General features: G+C 37.5%; 19 protein-coding genes. All 19 read left to right on the plus strand.

What is annotated here, in order from left to right; all coding sequences use genetic code 11:
• The first annotated feature begins 26 nt into the window (after positions 1–26).
• The 19 genes from F0527_RS06220 to F0527_RS06305 all read left to right on the plus strand — a co-directional run bounded on the left by F0527_RS06220 (position 27) and on the right by F0527_RS06305 (position 16,225).
• Entirely contained in the window at positions 27–332 is a 306-nt protein-coding gene (locus F0527_RS06220; RefSeq protein WP_223823529.1) for an Acb2/Tad1 domain-containing protein, read from the plus strand.
• 17 nt (positions 333–349) lie between these two features.
• Positions 350–637, plus strand: a complete 288-nt coding sequence (locus tag F0527_RS06225; RefSeq protein WP_150284150.1) for a hypothetical protein — start codon at positions 350–352, stop codon at positions 635–637.
• Complete coding sequence (locus F0527_RS06230) at positions 618–866, plus strand: hypothetical protein (RefSeq protein ID WP_150284151.1); 249 nt, start codon at positions 618–620, stop codon at positions 864–866. Before F0527_RS06225 ends, F0527_RS06230 begins: the two co-directional genes overlap by 20 nt.
• 17 nt (positions 867–883) lie before the next feature.
• Positions 884–1,246 carry an HNH endonuclease gene (locus F0527_RS06235; protein ID WP_150284152.1) on the plus strand — a complete coding sequence of 121 codons (363 nt, stop codon included), beginning with the start codon at positions 884–886 and terminating at the stop codon, positions 1,244–1,246.
• A 107-nt stretch (positions 1,247–1,353) separates the two neighbouring features.
• Positions 1,354–1,836 (plus strand): phage terminase small subunit P27 family, encoded by a 483-nt coding sequence (locus F0527_RS06240; RefSeq protein WP_150284153.1) that lies wholly within the window; start codon positions 1,354–1,356, stop codon positions 1,834–1,836.
• The gene (locus F0527_RS06245; RefSeq protein WP_150284154.1) at positions 1,833–3,518 is read left to right on the plus strand and encodes a terminase large subunit; all 1,686 of its coding nucleotides are present in this window, start codon (positions 1,833–1,835) and stop codon (positions 3,516–3,518) included. The genes F0527_RS06240 and F0527_RS06245 overlap by 4 nt, the downstream gene beginning before the upstream one ends.
• 25 nt (positions 3,519–3,543) lie before the next feature.
• Complete coding sequence (locus tag F0527_RS06250; RefSeq protein WP_150284155.1) at positions 3,544–4,764, plus strand: phage portal protein; 1,221 nt, start codon at positions 3,544–3,546, stop codon at positions 4,762–4,764.
• Positions 4,748–5,488: a head maturation protease, ClpP-related gene (locus F0527_RS06255; protein WP_150284156.1), complete on the plus strand. Its 741-nt coding sequence runs from the start codon at positions 4,748–4,750 to the stop codon at positions 5,486–5,488. The genes F0527_RS06250 and F0527_RS06255 overlap by 17 nt, the downstream gene beginning before the upstream one ends.
• Positions 5,489–5,507: 19 nt before the next feature.
• Complete coding sequence (locus F0527_RS06260; protein ID WP_370454643.1) at positions 5,508–6,728, plus strand: phage major capsid protein; 1,221 nt, start codon at positions 5,508–5,510, stop codon at positions 6,726–6,728.
• Between the two features lie 50 nt (positions 6,729–6,778).
• Complete coding sequence (locus tag F0527_RS06265; RefSeq protein ID WP_150284157.1) at positions 6,779–7,012, plus strand: hypothetical protein; 234 nt, start codon at positions 6,779–6,781, stop codon at positions 7,010–7,012.
• Positions 7,012–7,326, plus strand: a complete 315-nt coding sequence (locus F0527_RS06270) for a head-tail connector protein (RefSeq protein ID WP_066785491.1) — start codon at positions 7,012–7,014, stop codon at positions 7,324–7,326. The genes F0527_RS06265 and F0527_RS06270 overlap by 1 nt, the downstream gene beginning before the upstream one ends.
• The gene (locus tag F0527_RS06275; RefSeq protein ID WP_150284158.1) at positions 7,319–7,651 is read left to right on the plus strand and encodes a phage head closure protein; all 333 of its coding nucleotides are present in this window, start codon (positions 7,319–7,321) and stop codon (positions 7,649–7,651) included. The genes F0527_RS06270 and F0527_RS06275 overlap by 8 nt, the downstream gene beginning before the upstream one ends.
• Positions 7,652–8,083 carry an HK97-gp10 family putative phage morphogenesis protein gene (locus F0527_RS06280; protein ID WP_150284159.1) on the plus strand — a complete coding sequence of 144 codons (432 nt, stop codon included), beginning with the start codon at positions 7,652–7,654 and terminating at the stop codon, positions 8,081–8,083.
• Positions 8,080–8,472, plus strand: coding sequence for a hypothetical protein (locus F0527_RS06285; protein ID WP_150284160.1), 393 nt, complete (start codon positions 8,080–8,082; stop codon positions 8,470–8,472). The genes F0527_RS06280 and F0527_RS06285 overlap by 4 nt, the downstream gene beginning before the upstream one ends.
• Positions 8,473–9,054, plus strand: coding sequence for a major tail protein (locus F0527_RS06290; protein ID WP_150284161.1), 582 nt, complete (start codon positions 8,473–8,475; stop codon positions 9,052–9,054).
• A 57-nt stretch (positions 9,055–9,111) separates the two neighbouring features.
• Positions 9,112–9,438, plus strand: coding sequence for a phage tail assembly chaperone G (gene gpG / locus F0527_RS06295; RefSeq protein ID WP_150284162.1), 327 nt, complete (start codon positions 9,112–9,114; stop codon positions 9,436–9,438).
• Positions 9,439–9,452: 14 nt separating this feature from the next.
• A complete protein-coding gene (locus F0527_RS16990; protein WP_190323392.1) occupies positions 9,453–9,620 on the plus strand; it encodes a hypothetical protein in 168 nt (55 codons plus the stop codon).
• Positions 9,621–9,635: 15 nt separating this feature from the next.
• Positions 9,636–14,579 (plus strand): phage tail tape measure protein, encoded by a 4,944-nt coding sequence (locus F0527_RS06300; protein ID WP_150284163.1) that lies wholly within the window; start codon positions 9,636–9,638, stop codon positions 14,577–14,579.
• Positions 14,576–16,225, plus strand: coding sequence for a distal tail protein Dit (locus tag F0527_RS06305; protein WP_150284164.1), 1,650 nt, complete (start codon positions 14,576–14,578; stop codon positions 16,223–16,225). Before F0527_RS06300 ends, F0527_RS06305 begins: the two co-directional genes overlap by 4 nt.
• The last annotated feature ends 5 nt before the right edge of the window (positions 16,226–16,230 follow it).

Raw genomic sequence — 16,230 nt, forward strand, 5'->3', positions numbered from 1 at the left:
CATTATAAATCTATGGAGGGATAACGGTGAATAAATGTTTTAACCATCCAATTTGCAAGAATGAAAGTGAAACAGAATATTGTCCAGCGTGTTTGCAGAACGGAGGAATTGTACCAAAAGATTACATCCGTTCAAACTTAGAGAACAGCTTTACATATCATGCGCCGAAGAGTGATCAACCACAAAGGTATGAAGCTATTCGAAATAAAGCAAAAGAGCTGGCTCACATGTTTGACGAACTGTGTCCAGATAGCCGTGAGAAGACTATTGCTCAAGAGAATTTAGAACAGGCAATTATGTGGGCGAATAAATCAATTGCATGTAATGAATAGATGGGGAGGGATGAACAATGAGATATAAACATCAATGCGAGTGTATGGATACCAATTGCAGAACTATAATCCTTGGACCTGAAAGTAGTGTAGATGGGATTAGATGTCCTAGATGTGGAGGTCCAGTCTTTACAAAACCTTTTAAACCAGTAAGTAATCGAGCGTGGTTTGTTAGAAGCAAAATAAAAGAACTTCAAGTAGGACATTGCTTCGATTTGACACCTGAACAGGTAGAAACAGTACTAAGTCTAGGTGATGAGTATCTTAAAGAATCGGAGGAATTACATGCCGAACTTAACTATTGATTTAGGATTTAATAAAAGATCACAACTAAAACTAAAAGCTATTGCAAAGCATGCAGGGGTTATGGCGAAAGAACTTGAAGCATTGGCAGATGAATTAGAAGAGATCGATCAAGCAATTGAGTGTCCGCATTGTGGAAGTTTTGAGGTATCAACCTATATGACTGATCACGTTCAACCTTATCAACTTAAATGTGACAAGTGCAATCGTCTCGTTGATGTAGCTGAATAGTTGTGGAGGTGATATGAATGCCACCTAAACCATTAAAGCCTTGCAACAAGCCTAGATGTGCTAAGTTAACAACCGATCGTTATTGTGAAGTGCATGCCATCGAGAAGACAAATGACAACCGTTACTATGATCGATACGCAAGAGATCAACGGGCTACGAAGTTTTATCATTCAGCTGCATGGAAGAAGGTACGGAAGCTTGTCATCATGGAGTCACATGGCTTATGTGTTCAATGTTATGAAGAAGGAAAGATTGTATTAGGAAGGGTAGTGGATCATATTATCCCATTAAAAGAAGATTGGTCAAAGGCTCTCGATATAAATAATCTGCAATATTTATGCCAAGCTTGTCACAATCGAAAGACAGGGCAAGGAAAGTAACTACCCCCCTACCTTTCAAATCATTTGTACAGGGTCGAAAACAACGATGCTCAATCATCCGCGCAGAAAAACCCGTTTTTGAAATTATTTTTTAGGAGGTGATAGGGATGGCCGGAAGAAACAAACAGCCTTTAACTGTTATTCAAGGAAAAGGTAAATCAAAGCATATTACTAAAGAAGAAGCAGCAAAACGTGCTGCACATGAAGAAAAAATGCGAGGGAATAACGATAAAGTTATTGCGCCTAAATATCTGTTAAAAAAACAGAAATTAGAGTTTGAGAAGATCGCAGAAGAGTTAATCGCTTTGGATATTATCAGTAATCTTGATGTAGATACGCTTGCTCGCTACATTGAAGCAAAAACGGAATATCAGCGCTTAGGTCCTGTTATTAGAAAGTTAAATCCATTAAAGGATTTGGAAGCTTATACAAAGCTTAGTCGAACACGTAAGCAGCTATCTGATGAATGTCGCTCATATGCTTCGGATTTAGGCTTAACTATCACCTCTCGATTAAAATTAGTTATCCCCTCTACAATACCTGCAGAAGCAAAAACAGAAGCGGAAAAACGTTTTGGTAATCGCCTATGACGGTATTAGAAAGAGTATTTGCTTATTGTGACGACATTTTAGAAGGTCGTATAAAAGCATGCATAAAACATAAATGGGCGGTTAAACGCTTTTTAAAAGACTATGAGGATTGTATGAATAATCCAGATAGTCTTTTTTATTTTGAAGAAGAAGAGGGAGAAGACTTTTATTATTGGGCACGTGAATTTCACCATGTAGAAGGTGTGCTTGCGGAACAACCAGTTGAGCTAACGGATTTTCAATTATTTATCAGTGTTAACATCTTTTGTTTTAAAAAGAAATCCAATGGAGCCCGCCGATTCAGAAAAGTTTATATCCAATTAGCCCGTAAAAACGCAAAATCACAATTTTTAGCAATCATTGCTTCTTATATCACATTCTTAGGAGAAGAGAAGCAACGTGCATATATCGCTGGTTGGCAAAAGGATCAATCAGATGAAGTATATGAGGCGGTTAGAGATGGGATAGCCTCCTCGACTTTACTAGAGGGGAAATGGAAAGAAGCTTACGGAAAAATCGAAGTGTTAAACAATAAATCTATAATTGTTCCTCTTTCTCGAGAAACTCGTAAAACTGGTGATGGTAAAAACCCATCCGTTGGTATCGTTGATGAATATCACGCGCACCAGACGAGTGAGATTTATGACGTACTTCAATCAGGTATGGTGGCCCGTAAAGAACCGCTGATGGTCGTTATTACAACAGCTGGGTTTGATTTAAGCCGGCCATGCTATACAGAGTACGAGTATGTTAGTAGAATTTTAAATCCGGATGACGATATCGAAAATGAAGATTATTTTGCGATCATCTGTGAGTTAGATGAAGGAGACGATATTAAAGTTGAATCAAATTGGATAAAAGCTAATCCAATTGTTGCTACCTATGAAGAAGGCTTGGAATCAATTCGGTCAGACTTAAAGGTTGCTTTAGATGTACCTGAAAAAATGCGTTCTTTCATGACAAAAACCATGAATATATGGGTGGATATGAAAGAAGAAGGTTATATGTCTGCTAAAAAGTGGAAAGAATGCGAAGTTGAAGAATTCGATACTACTGGACGAGATGTTTACATTGGTGTCGATTTATCAAAAAAGATTGACCTAACAAGTGTTGGGTTTGCATTCCCTTTAGAATACTCTTTACATGTTGAGCAGCATTCGTTTATGCCGGAAGAAACCTTAAATGAACGTAGAACAAAAGATAAAGTACCTTATGATCTATGGATTGATGAAGGTTGGCTGGATGTAACTCCTGGAGCGGTAGTCGATTATGAATATGTGGAAGATTGGATTATGGATGAAATTATCAATAAGGGTTGGAATCCGATTATGCTTTGCTATGATCCATGGGGTGCTACTCAATTCGCTCAAAATATGGCGAACAAAGGGATTACTACTGTAGAAATACGACAAGGTTATGCGACTTTATCGGAGCCTACAAAAGACTTCCGTGAATATGCATATAAAGGTAGCATCACTCACTTAAAAGACAAGGTTTTAAATTGGGCAGTAGGAAATGCAATAACTGATATGGATTCAAAAGAGAATATACTGTTATCTAAAAAGAAATCAAGAGAACGCATCGATCCAATAGCGGCAATCATAAATGCATTCGTACAAGCTCGTTTTGCACTAACAAAACCTAAGGGTGATGGGAACGTTAAATTTATATCAATGAGATAAGACAATGATAGAAGGTGGTGAGAAAATGAACATCTTTCAAAGGACAAAATTAGCGTTTAAAGCTGCAGTAAGTGGATGGCAGGGAAAATTATTTGATTTTACGTCATGGTTTGGAAGAACTTTTTGGGGAATTGATAATTCGCAACTGGCCACAAATGAAAATATCTTTAGTGTCATCACTCGATTATCAAATACAATGGCTTCCTTACCTTTGAAGTTGTATAAAGATTACGACATTCACAGTAATAATGTAGCCTTTTTAATTGCGAATGAACCTAATCCACAAATGACCTCATTTGAATTCATGCGTACGATGGAAGTGAATAGAAATGAAACAGGCAATGCATATGCTATCATTCAACGAGATATAAGGGCACAAGTTGAAGCTATCTATCCGCTGGATCCAACATATGTAACCCCATTTACTGATTTAGATACGGGTGAATTATGGTACAAAATAATTGCTCAAAATGCTACCTACTATGCAAATAGCGCGGATGTTATCCATGTAAAACATATAACAGGGGCAAGTCGTCTAGCAGGAATTAGTCCGTTAAAAGTGCTTGCTAATACTTTACGCTTCGATAAAGCGGTCCAAGATTTTGCTTTGTCTGAAATGGAAAAACTTGATTCTTTTTTGCTTTCATACGGAGCAAACGTAGATGAAGAGAAGAAGAAGCAAGTGGTTGATAATTTCCGCCAATTTTACGCTGAAAATGGTGGTGTTTTATTCAAAGAACCAGGCGTTGAAATTGCGCAGTTAGAGAAACAGTATATTTCTTCAGACATTATTAATAACGAAAAAATCACACGTGATCGAGTAGCAAACGTTTATAATGTACCAGTTATATTTTTGAATGAAACAGGCGGAGGCTTCAGTAATACGGAGCAACTTATGATTCAATTCGTGCAAATGACCGTTACTCCAATTGTTCGCCAGTATGAGCAGGAATTTAATAAAAAACTACTAACCACTAGCGAAAAACGCAGTGGTTTTTATTTTAAATTTAATATGGGGGCATTGCTTCGAGGTGATACGGCAGCAAGAACCGCTTTCTATCATTCGGCTTCACGAGATGGTTATATGACGCGAGATGAAATCAGAAGGTATGAAGACTTACCACCAATGGGAGGACAAGCAGCAGAACTTTGGATTTCCGGTGATATGTACCCTCTTGAAATGGATCCTGCATTAAGAAAAACAACTTCATTGAGAGGAGGTGAGGGGAATGGGAAATCAGAGTAAAAAATGTTTCTTTGACATTAAGGCATCTGTCGATGGTAATTCAGCAGATGTTTTTATTTATGGAGAAATTACTAAATGGGCCTGGGAAGAATTCGGAGAAATGTCTTCTACAATATTCAAAGAAAAATTAGATGAAGCAGGAGATGTTGAAACCATACATCTGTATGTGAATTCACCAGGTGGATCAGTTTTTGAAGCAATAGCAATGGCGAATATGTTAAAACGACATAAGGCACATGTCATTGCGCATGTAGATGCATTAGCGGCTTCTGCAGCATCATTTTTTATAATGATTGCTGATGAAATTCGAATGCCTTCTAATTCAATGCTAATGATTCATAATGCATGGACATGGACAAGTGGAAATGCAAACGAATTACGAAAGGCAGCTGATGATTTAGATCGTATAAATCAATCAGCAATCCAAATGTATCTCGATAAAGCAGGAAATAAGCTTAGTGAAGAAACCTTAAAAGAATTGTTAGATAACGAAACTTGGTTATCTGCTGATGAAGCGTTTAATTACGGCTTATGTGATGTTGTGGAAGAGTCTAATCATATGGCGGCTAGTATCACAGACAAATATAAGCAACATTACAGAAATGTTCCTAGACAACTGCAAAAACTAATTCCTAGCGCAATGTCTGCAGAAGAAAAAACTCTACGTGAACAAATTTTAGCTGACTCAAAAGTAAATCAATTGTACCTAAAAACAATACTTTAATGAAAAGAGGAAAATGAAAATGAAAAAATCTAATCAAAAAGCGGTATTCCATCCATTAATGTTGAAATTACAGTTTTTCGGCAACCAAACACTATTCGAATTAAAACAAGCGATGGCTACTATTGGTCAGCAACTTCAAAAAACAGAAGGTGAATTAACGTCTTTAGCTTCGAATACATCTTCATCATTAGAAGATATTCAAAATATGCAGAAATCTAAAGCGGATTTGCAAGCGCGTTTTAATGTCATCAAAGAGCAACATGATGCAATGGAAGCTGAACAAAAAGCAAGCTTAGCTGAAAAACAAGCAAGATCAAATACAGGTCTTGGTGGTATTGAAGATCCACAACAAAAAGTAGTTGCGGCAAAAGCTTCATTAATTCGTGCAACTATGAAAAATAAATCAGTTGCCCAAGATGTTCGCGCTGTATTAGGTGATGGAAATAATACAGGTGGTGAGAAATTTCTACCTAAAACAGTTTCTCAAGATGTCATCTTAGCTCCATTAGTTAAAAATCCATTGCGCGAAATCGAGACAGTAACACAGATTACAAATCTTGAGTTGCCACGATTGGCATTCACTTTGGACGATGATGATTTCATTGCAGATACTGAAACAGCAAAAGAAATGAAGCTAAAAGGCGATAATGTTGTCTTCGGCCGACATAAATTTAAAGTTTTAGCGGGTGTATCTGAAACAGTATTAAATGGAACAGACACAGCTCTAGTAACACATACTGAGAATGCATTGCGTTCAGGTCTTGCTGCAAAAGAAAAGAAAGTATCGTTTGCTAAGACGCCTAAAGCGGGAGAAGAGCACATGTCCTTCTATTCTGATGAAACAAATATTGCTAGAGTACAAGGGACCAACACTTATAAAGCTATTAAATCAGCACTTACATCTTTGCATGAAGATTATCGTGAGAATGCCACAATTGTGATGGCATACTCGGATTATTCAGATCTCATTGAAACTTTAGCTAACGGAAACGCTACACTTTACACTGCACAGCCTGAACAAATTCTTGGAAAACCTGTTGTATTTGTTGATGCCGCAGCAGGTGCTCCAATTGTCGGCGACTTCAATTACGCACAGTTCAACTATGATCTTGGTACATTGTTTGAAAACCAAAAAGATGTCAAATTAGGTATTGAATACTTTGTCGTAACTGCATGGTTTGACCACCAAATTAAATTATCATCTGCGTTCCGTATCGCAGAAGTTACACCAGCGCCTTAATAGGGATAACCTATAGGCGCTTTTAAATTCTCTGAAAAGAAGGTGAAACGATGTATAAAGTGATCAATAAATTTATGGACAAAGATGGTCATGTTTATGAAGTTGGTAAGCCATATCCTGCCGAAGGTAAAAAATTAACTAAAACACGAGCTGAATTTTTAACAAAAGTTCATCCTGAATATGATGTTGCATTTTTGGAATTCATTGAGGAAAAAGAAGATAAAAAAGAGGTTAAAACGTCTAAAAATAAAAAAACAGCGGATGAAAAAGGCAGTGATAAGTAATGATTTCACTGAAATTAGTCAAACAATGGCTGAAAATTGATTGGGATGAAGAGGATGTAATCCTTGAATTCTTAATCGTATCGGCTAACTCACATTTACTAGGTTCTGGTTGCGTTATTCCTTCTGTTGACTCACCGGATTATCAAACATATGAATTAGCGGTTTTAATGCTGGTTTCTCATTGGTATAACAATCGAACAGGTGTTGACGATATGAACGATATTCTTTCGAAGCCATTAACATACGGCATACAAGATCTAATATTGAAGCTAAAAGCTATTCCAAAGCCGATTTTAGGTGATATTCATGCGTAAAAGTAACGTAAATCGTTTGAATTGTCGAATACACTTTTTCAAAACAGAAATGATTAAAAATGATTATGGTGATCGTGTGCCAAAGGATATTGTTCTGTTTTCTTGTTGGGCAGAGTTTTTTGGCCAATCTATTCAAAATAAAATTTCTGCTATCGGCACTGTATTTGAGGATACAGTGTTTTTTAATGTGCCTATTCAGATGCAAAAGCAGCTAAAAAAAGAGCCATTAAAAATCAGATATAAAGACCAAGATTACAAAGTCATGGATGTGGGACCTTCAAATGATAAAGATTTAGTAAGAATTACGGCGGAAGTGGTGTCATAAATGGCTGAAATCGATATGAGAAGTGTAGAAGCAGGTTTGCGTAAATTAGCCGGTCAGAATAAAAGGGTGTTGAATAAAGCTGTAAGAAAGGCTTCTGAGGTAGTTGTTAAGTCATTAGAGGAAAATACACCACTTGCACGTGAGAAGAGTCGTGATGGCAGTTGGAAAGCTCAAAGGCAATATGAAAATGCGAACAGTCTAAAACGCACGAAGTATAGCCACTTAAGAGACGACATTGTTACAACTAATGTAAATCAAGAAGGCAGAATGCAAGTTGGGTTTAGTAAAGATACTTATTGGCGTGCTCACTTTCCTGAAATGGGAACCATTAACCAAAAGCCTCAAGGATTTATGGAGAAAACAACTCACGAATCACAGGACGAGTTTTTTAATGAATTAAGTAAAGAGCTAAAAAAGGGGCTGGGGCTATGATTGCGGTAAAAGCAGTGAATGACATTCTATGCACTAATGAAAGTGTTACGTCATTAGTGCCTGATGAGAAGATTTACATGATTGATATCCCAGCTGTATATCAAAAAATTGAGAATGCTCCATTACTACGTATAAATGAAATCTACGATTATGCTGAATCATTTAGTAGCAATAAAGTTTTTTCAGAAATTTATCAAGTGCAAATTACGGTATGGGCTAGAACTATTCAGGAACTTGAGCCATACAAAAAGATACTAGATCAAGCAATGGCAGCTGAAAAGTGGAGTTGCTACTATCGATTTCCGTTAACGAAAGACGAAGATATCGATTTGTACATGTTAGCGAGAAGATACGTTAGACAAATTGTAGAAAAAGAGGAGGAACAATAAATGATTAAAGTTGGTTTTAAACGCGGCACTTTCGCAGTGTTAGATGCTGCAGGACAAGTAGTGCCCGACAAGGTGTTTATTATAGAAGGTAAACCTGGGAAAGGTGGTATGGTTGAAGCCTCTATTTCAGGTATTTCACCTGATTCTATCAAAGTATACGCTTCAAATACTGCTTATTTTGTTTCCGCAAAAGGTACAGGGGATGTAAAAGCGGATATCGATATTTTAGATATCCCGCAAGAAATGCAAGAAGCTGTTCTTGGACGAAAAAAGCATGCTGACGGTTTTACTTTAATTGGAGAAGATACGGATCCTCCATATGTGGCAGGTATTTTAGAATCTGAAGATGCAAGCGGCCAACCGGTTTTATATTCATTGTTACGAGGTAAATTCTCAGCTGGGGATGAAAGCTTTAAAACCAATGAAGATAAACCAGGTGAACCAGAATCAGAAAAATTAACGATGGATTGTACAGCAAATGATGATGGTCAAACGATTGCATACGGTATTGGTACTGAATTGGCAAGTAAATTAAGAGCGTACGCATTCCCAGGATATACACCTGAAGTGCCAGCACCTTAACAAGAAGCCTTCCGTTTTGGAGGGCTTTTATTTTTATTCAAAAATGGAGGAATGAAAATGTACACATTAGAATTAACGAATCCAAAAACGAAGGAAGTTACTACACATACAAAAGATTGGGTGAGTGCTAAAAACTTAATTACAGCACTTAAATTGCAGAATGAAGTGCATGAAAGTGAACTAGATAGTGCGATGGCTTTAGTCGATTTTGTCGCTAATTTATTTGGCATTAAATCAGATGAAATCTTTGAAGGAATCCAGGCACACGAATTAATGAAAAGAATGTATGAAATTTACTACAAAGTGTTGGGGTACAGCGAAAAAAAGGCTCAACGTCTGATCCAGATTATGCAGGACGTGGAGATGGAAGAGGAACTGGATTAACGGCTCAGGAGTACTTGGATGATATTAACCGGTTAGTTAAGCAGTTTATGCAAGATGGTATGAATTACACGGATATTATGAATGCTGATTTAAATCATTTGTTGGAAGTTTTAAGTACAAAAGATAAGAAAAAAGAAGACCAAGTAGTAGATTTAGCAGATTTTGTGAAGGCACTACCTTAAGAAAGGAGGTAAACCATGTCGCAAGAAAAACCTCTCGGCCGGATGATTATAGAGCTCGGCATGGATTCAGCAAAATTTAATAAATCGTTAGATGGTATTAAAGCTGATCTTAAGGTTGCTCAATCCGCTATGAAAGCCAATGTCTCTGTTTTAGAACAAGCAGGTGATAAATATGGTGCTTTAGGTGAAAAAGTTAAGGGGTTAGGCACCGTCATTGAAGTAAATAAACGCAAAATTGAAGAATTACGAAAAAGACATGCCGAAGCTATTACTACTTTTGGTGCTGAGTCTGACCAGGTGGCTAAGCTAGCTAAGGGTATAAATACAGCAGTTGCCCAACAGGCTTCTTGGGAAAAACAAATAACTCGAACTAAAGCTGAAATGATTGAATTCAAAAATTCAACGAAAGATTTAGAAGATGAATTTTCTAAATTAAAAAAATCAACAGATAAAAATGTAGAAAGCCTTAGAAAGAGCGGATTGTCTTTCACAGCACAAAAGGAGAAGCTCAAAGGACTAAGTGATCAGAGCAATAAGCACCGTCAAATAGTTGAACTGCAGAAGCAAAAAGTAGACGAGCTTACGAAAGAATTTGGCGAACATGATCGCAGAGTTGTAGAGGCAACAAGTAAATATAAATCCCTTGTGGAAGAACAAAAAAAGCTAGATAACTCCTTTAATTCGCTTAATCGAAAAGTTGGAACCGTTGGCCCTAGAATGGGTAAGTTTGCGGATAACTTAGGAAAAGCAGAAGCGAAATTAAAAGGGTTATCTGATCGTTCTATAGAGACGGGAAATAAAGTTAAAGATGCCGGAAGAGATATTACATCTACTTTTGGAAGAATTGCTACTGCAGGTGGTTTAGGGCTAGGTTATACCGTTAAACAAGCAGCTGACTTTGAGCAAGCGATGGCAGATATCAAAGCGTTAATGGCTCCTTCGGAATGGTCGCAATATGGTAAAGGTATAACAAAGTTAGTTAAAGATTTAGGTGTTGAAACAAAATATAGCAATAAAGAAGTCGCTATTGGTGCACAAGAATTAATTAAAGCCGGTGTAGATTTAGAAGCTATTATGGGTGGTGGATTAAGAGCAGCCTTATCACTTGCAACTGCAGGCGAATTGGAATTAGGCGATGCGGCAGAAATCTCTTCCACAGTTTTGAACTCATTTAGAGATGATGGAATATCAATGGCTAAAGCAGCAGATTTATTAGCAGGTTCAGCCAATGCTTCTGCCACATCTGTGGGAGAAATGAAGTATTCATTATCTATGGTATCTAGTGTAGCTTCAAGTGTTGGATTTAGTTTTGCAGACACTAATAATGCTCTAGCTGTATTCGCACAAAATGGACTTAAAGGTTCAGATGCAGGTACATCATTAAAAACCATGATTATGCGGTTATCTCCACAAACTCAAGCAGCAGCCACAATCATGGAGGATTTAGGTATTTCAACAACTAACACCACAGCAGGTTATAAATACTTAGTTGAAAAAGGGATTAAGCCTGCATCCCGTACTATCCCAGATTTAGAAAAGGCTTTTAAAGAGTTAGCAAAACAAGAATTAGGTTCGGGTGCATCTAAAGCAGATTTGGCTAAAGAAACGGATAGATTAAGGGAGTCTAGTGGTTATTTATCATCTGCGTTCTTTGATGAACAAGGAAATGTTAGATCTATGTCAGAAGTATTTGACATCCTAGAAAAGTCTACCAAGAATTTATCGAAAGAGCAGAAAATCAATGCATTTAATACCATGTTTGGTTCCGATGCTATCCGTGCAGCAATGATTGCTTCGAAAGCAGGTAGAAAAGCTTTTGATGAAATGGGTGTGTCCATTAACAAAGTCAAAGCTGATGATGTGGCTGCCACAAAAATGAGGACTCTTAAAGGTGCCATCGAAAAAATGTCAGGTGAAGCTTCAAGTGCTGCCACAGCCTTTGGTTTTGCGCTTGTTCCTACTTTAAAGACGGTAGCTGGTACAGTTGAAAAAACGGTTGGATGGTTCAATAAACTGGATGAAAGTACACAGCATAATATCGCTAAGTGGACTGCAATTGGCATAGGAGTTACAGGAGTTGGAGCAGCTTTAGGTTTTGTCACATTTGGAATAGGAAGTCTTATAACTGGTTTTGGTAGATTAGCCAGGGGTGGAACAAGTGTATTAAAACTCTTGTCTAATAGTGTTTTAAATTTAGGTAATTTTAAAAATAAAACAGAAGCTAGTAGACTTGCACTAAACAATGAAACAAATGCTTTAAATACAAATACAGCAGCCTTGCAACGAAATAATGCTGCAAGAGGTGGCGACGTCTCTACTGTTGGTCGTAGGAGTAAGAAAGGTGTTAAAGGTGCTACAGTAATACCAAATGAGGTTGTTACGACTGGGAGCAGAACTGCTAAGAATGCTCAAAAAATCGGCAAAGGTGCAAAGGCTCTTAAGTTTGTCAAAGGTGCAGGCGCAATTGGTGCAGTTGCAGGAGTAGGCTCGCTTGTATATGAGATAGCAAGTGGATCTGGAACTAAACAATCAATTGGAGGATCTCTTGGTGGTTCTGTAGGAGGTATAGCCGGAGGAGCGGCACTAGGAGCTGCTGTTGGTTCCATTGTTCCTGTGTTTGGTACCGCGCTTGGAACAGTAGTAGGGGGTATAGCTGGAGGTATAGCTGGCGATAAACTTGGTTCATCTATTGGTCAAGCGTTTGATAAACGAGACAAAAAAGAAGAGGCACTGAAAAAAGCTAAAAAAGAGTCGGAAGAGGGAGTTAGTCTATCTCTAAAAGTAAAAGGTATCGATAAGTCTACTCAAGTAGCCCTAAAAGAGTACGATAAGTTATACCAAGGCGCTAAAGTAAAGTTAAATCAAATCATGATGTCTAATGCGGTTATCAACGAGAAAATTAAAAATGATACCGTTAAGCAATTCACTGAAATGAAAAATAACGTTTTATCTTCAATCAAAGAGCGCCAACAAAAAGAACGAGTAGAAGCACAAAAGGCCTTAGAATCAAATAAATCTTTATCTGCAAAAGAAAAGCAACAAGCTCTAGCTAAATTAGATGAAAAACATAAAGCTGAGATTGACAAGGTAAACAATAACAACAAACGTATAAATCAGATTATGAGCAATGCATCTAAAGAAAAAAGGGCTTTAACTAGCAAGGAAAAAAATGAAATCAATCGTATTAACAATCAAATGTACAATACGAAAATCAAGAAAACGGCTAAAAGTGAATCAGAAATAACTAGAATCAACAGAGAGCGTAGCAAACAACGCCATGATATAGCAACTAAAGAAATGAATGATACAATCGCCAAAGCTGACAAGGAATATAAGAAAACAGTTAACTTTGCAGATAAAAAGTATAAAGATTCAGTTCAATACGCATGGACACAGTACAAAGAATTAAAAGTAATTTCTAAAGATCAATACGAGAAAATGATTGCTAATGCTATAAAAGAAAAAGAAAAGACGGTTAAACAAGCCAAAAGCAAGCATGACGGTGTTGTAAGAAACGCCAAAGCACAAAAAAGAGAATCGACCAGGGCATCAAGAGAGCAAAAAGAAGCAAACATTAGAAATGCTCAAAAAGAGACAAGCGGTATAGGCAAAGCATGGAGTAGTTTTACTGGTTGGTTCAAAAAAGCATGGGATTGGTTAACTGGCTTCTTCGGTGGTAAAAAAGCTCCTGAAGCACCTTCCTATATAGGAAAAGCAGCGAAGGGACCATATGCTACTTATGCAAAAGGAACATATCAAGGTAAACATAAGGGTGGTACCGCATTAGTAGGGGAAGAAGGAACAGAGCTTTCTTATATTCCGAATCGCGGCTATTCATTGCTTGGTGTAGGTGGTCCCCAATTATTAGATTTACCAAGCGGTTCAGCAGTTCTTCCACATGACAAAACAAAGGATATTCTTAGCAGATACAACTTCCCTGCATTCAAAAATGGTACTGGTGATGATAATTGGTTTAAGAAAACACTTAATAGTACAGGTAGCTTTGTAAAAGATGGTGTACGTTATTTAAAAAACCAAGCAGTTGACGCTTTTGATTTTGTTATGAAGGGTCCAAAATTTGCGTGGAACAAGTTGACGAATGCTTTTAGCTTTGATAATAAATTCCCTAAAATTATGGATAAGTGGACTGCTGGGACAATGTCCGGATGGGTAAAGAAGCAAACTTTAAAAGCGTTTAAAGGACTATTCGGAACAATGGGTGGCGATATTACACTAGGTAATACTTCTGTTACCAACCAATGGGGCGTATATGATTCTTTGTATCAAATCGCTCAAAAAGTAATGAGCTCTCCACTGGGTAGAGGTTTAGTCGTGACAAGCGGACATAGACCAGGCGATACTTATGATCATGGTAGACATGCAGCCATTGACTTGAGTGGTTTTGGTTCTAATGGTGGATATAAAGCTGTTGCGAAATGGGCTTCTATGTTGCCGGGAGTTGCTTACACAATTGGTGATAATACCGTGTATGGTCGAAAATATGGGAATGGTTTAAAACCTTCTTGGGCGACAGGACACATGAATCACGTTCATATCTCTTCTTGGCCGGGCGCTAAGTATGAAGATGGCGGTATCATCAACAAACAACACTTAGCAATGCTTGGTGAAGGAAATAAACAAGAAGTTGTCATTCCGTTACAGCCTAAGCCTGGTATGCGTAGCAGAGCATTAGATTTATTAGCGTATGCAGCACAAAACTTGTTAGGAAATACCACCTCTTCAACATCTTCTTTAGATAAACAGGCAATACATGCAATAATTCAAAGACAAGATGCCCAAATGAGCATGATGCAGCAACAGATTGATTTATTAACGCAATTACTGGCTAAATCTACAGATGTTTTTTTAGATGGCCGTGTGCTTGCTAAAATGGTTAATAGTTATAAAAATAAAGAAGAACAAAGAAAAAATAGAGCGAGGGGGATGCCTACAATATGAGTGCAATGTCAATAATATATGGCGGCGTATCGTTTAAATCGCTCGGTATTTTTATCAATGACAGTATTCCACAGGCTCCACAATTATCAAGGGTAACGCAGGACATCCCAGCCAGAAGGGGTGTCCTTTTTTATGGTAATACAATCGGGGAAAGATTTATTGCAATTAGTATTACAATCCTTGCTTCCACACGACGGGAGCAGGAAGATAAACGCCGAGCATTAGAAAATTATATTATCCAAGATACAAATGTAGAAAAGGAATTATATTTTGATGATATGCCGGACTGGGTTTATTACGGTTCGTTTTCTGAAATTGGGGATTATAGCAGGCTTCAGGGCTATGATTTGCAAACGACTTTAACTTTCACCTGTAGTGATCCTTATCGTTATGGAGAACAAGAACAAATTCAAGTGGATGGCTCCACTTTGCTTCTAACTCCGAAAGGTGAGCAAGAGACGTATCCTATATTTGGAGCTATAGCAAAACAAAACTTAACTGAAATTGGTGTGAGCACAAAAGATCAATATGTATATGCTGGTGGACAAGTAAACGTAGAGACAGGTGAAACTATAGTTGAGAAGTATGAAACAGTCTTCCACGATACAGCTCAAAATCTTGGCTTATGGCAACGTGTTTCAAATGACCCGAAATATCTGTCATGGGAAATTGAAAATGGCCATATTGGGAAAGGCTCAGATTTTCAGCAAGGGAAAGATGCATTCGAGGTGAAAACGTTTGGTGAAAAACAAGTTGCAACGGATGTATGGTACGGCGCTGGTCTTAAACGTATGCTCACAGCAGCACTAACAGATTGGAGAGTAACATTTAGAATTCAATCTATTTCAAAATATCACCGTTCTAAAACGAAACTTGAATTGTACTTACTTGATACAACAGGTAAACGTGCGGGTAAGTTAAGTATAAAAGATACGAGCGATGGGACTGAGCAAGAGGCCTATATGCAAGTTTATCGAAATGACGGCAGTACAAAGACTGTGGGTGAGTTTAAAGCAGCCTCTAAAAATGCTAAGAATAAGAAAATAACGATTAGGGGTAAAAAGAAAGTAAAGAAGACAGATTCCAAAGGCAAGGTCACTTATACTTATCAAACAATAACGGAAACGGTGAACGAAAACTCGGGTGAAAATAAGTACACTGACTTTTATGGGTACTTGGCTCTTGAAAAGATAGGCCAGAAGTTTATCGCAACTATTGTTTCATTAGATCCTAAAACACGTAACGAAGTATCGAGAAATGAAATGATTTGGATTGATTCAAATGGTACTTTTAGAAACCTGCTCGGTGGTTTTGGTCTAGTTGCGGCTAAACAAGATATTCGAGAAGATGAAATAGAAGTTTCATATACTCCAAACTACCTTGCGTTTTGTGATTTAAAAGTAGAAAAAATTAATGTGAATAAACAGGAAGAAGTAATCAGTACATCACCAGAAGTCATTATTTTTACAGGTGACGAGATTGTGATTGATTGTGAAAAAGGTCGCATGTACAAGAATGGGATGTTGTGGATGGATGCATTAGTTATTGGGATTGATTGGATTAAACTCCACGGGAATCTAACAGAAGAAATTGCATTTAGCGATGGATTAGATTGGTCGATTACATACCGGCCTACATCATATTAGGAGGT

Origin of the sequence: Rummeliibacillus sp. TYF-LIM-RU47 (assembly GCF_008638315.1) — a bacterium.
GTDB lineage: Bacteria > Bacillota > Bacilli > Bacillales_A > Planococcaceae > Rummeliibacillus > Rummeliibacillus stabekisii.

Excerpts from the sequence above, each read along its gene's own strand:
- F0527_RS06260 (WP_370454643.1), top strand. The coding sequence starts at position 5,508 with ATGAAAAAATCTAATCAAAAAGCGGTATTCCATCCATTAATGTTGAAA.
- F0527_RS06245 (WP_150284154.1), top strand. The coding sequence starts at position 1,833 with ATGACGGTATTAGAAAGAGTATTTGCTTATTGTGACGACATTTTAGAA.
- F0527_RS06225 (WP_150284150.1), top strand. The coding sequence starts at position 350 with ATGAGATATAAACATCAATGCGAGTGTATGGATACCAATTGCAGAACT.
- F0527_RS06250 (WP_150284155.1), top strand. The coding sequence starts at position 3,544 with ATGAACATCTTTCAAAGGACAAAATTAGCGTTTAAAGCTGCAGTAAGT.
- F0527_RS06235 (WP_150284152.1), top strand. The coding sequence starts at position 884 with ATGCCACCTAAACCATTAAAGCCTTGCAACAAGCCTAGATGTGCTAAG.
- F0527_RS06280 (WP_150284159.1), top strand. The coding sequence starts at position 7,652 with ATGGCTGAAATCGATATGAGAAGTGTAGAAGCAGGTTTGCGTAAATTA.
- F0527_RS06275 (WP_150284158.1), top strand. The coding sequence starts at position 7,319 with ATGCGTAAAAGTAACGTAAATCGTTTGAATTGTCGAATACACTTTTTC.
- F0527_RS06240 (WP_150284153.1), top strand. The coding sequence starts at position 1,354 with ATGGCCGGAAGAAACAAACAGCCTTTAACTGTTATTCAAGGAAAAGGT.
- F0527_RS06265 (WP_150284157.1), top strand. The coding sequence starts at position 6,779 with ATGTATAAAGTGATCAATAAATTTATGGACAAAGATGGTCATGTTTAT.
- F0527_RS06290 (WP_150284161.1), top strand. The coding sequence starts at position 8,473 with ATGATTAAAGTTGGTTTTAAACGCGGCACTTTCGCAGTGTTAGATGCT.
- F0527_RS06255 (WP_150284156.1), top strand. The coding sequence starts at position 4,748 with ATGGGAAATCAGAGTAAAAAATGTTTCTTTGACATTAAGGCATCTGTC.
- gpG (WP_150284162.1), top strand. The coding sequence starts at position 9,112 with ATGTACACATTAGAATTAACGAATCCAAAAACGAAGGAAGTTACTACA.
- F0527_RS06285 (WP_150284160.1), top strand. The coding sequence starts at position 8,080 with ATGATTGCGGTAAAAGCAGTGAATGACATTCTATGCACTAATGAAAGT.
- F0527_RS06230 (WP_150284151.1), top strand. The coding sequence starts at position 618 with ATGCCGAACTTAACTATTGATTTAGGATTTAATAAAAGATCACAACTA.
- F0527_RS06305 (WP_150284164.1), top strand. The coding sequence starts at position 14,576 with ATGAGTGCAATGTCAATAATATATGGCGGCGTATCGTTTAAATCGCTC.
- F0527_RS06270 (WP_066785491.1), top strand. The coding sequence starts at position 7,012 with ATGATTTCACTGAAATTAGTCAAACAATGGCTGAAAATTGATTGGGAT.
- F0527_RS06300 (WP_150284163.1), top strand. The coding sequence starts at position 9,636 with ATGTCGCAAGAAAAACCTCTCGGCCGGATGATTATAGAGCTCGGCATG.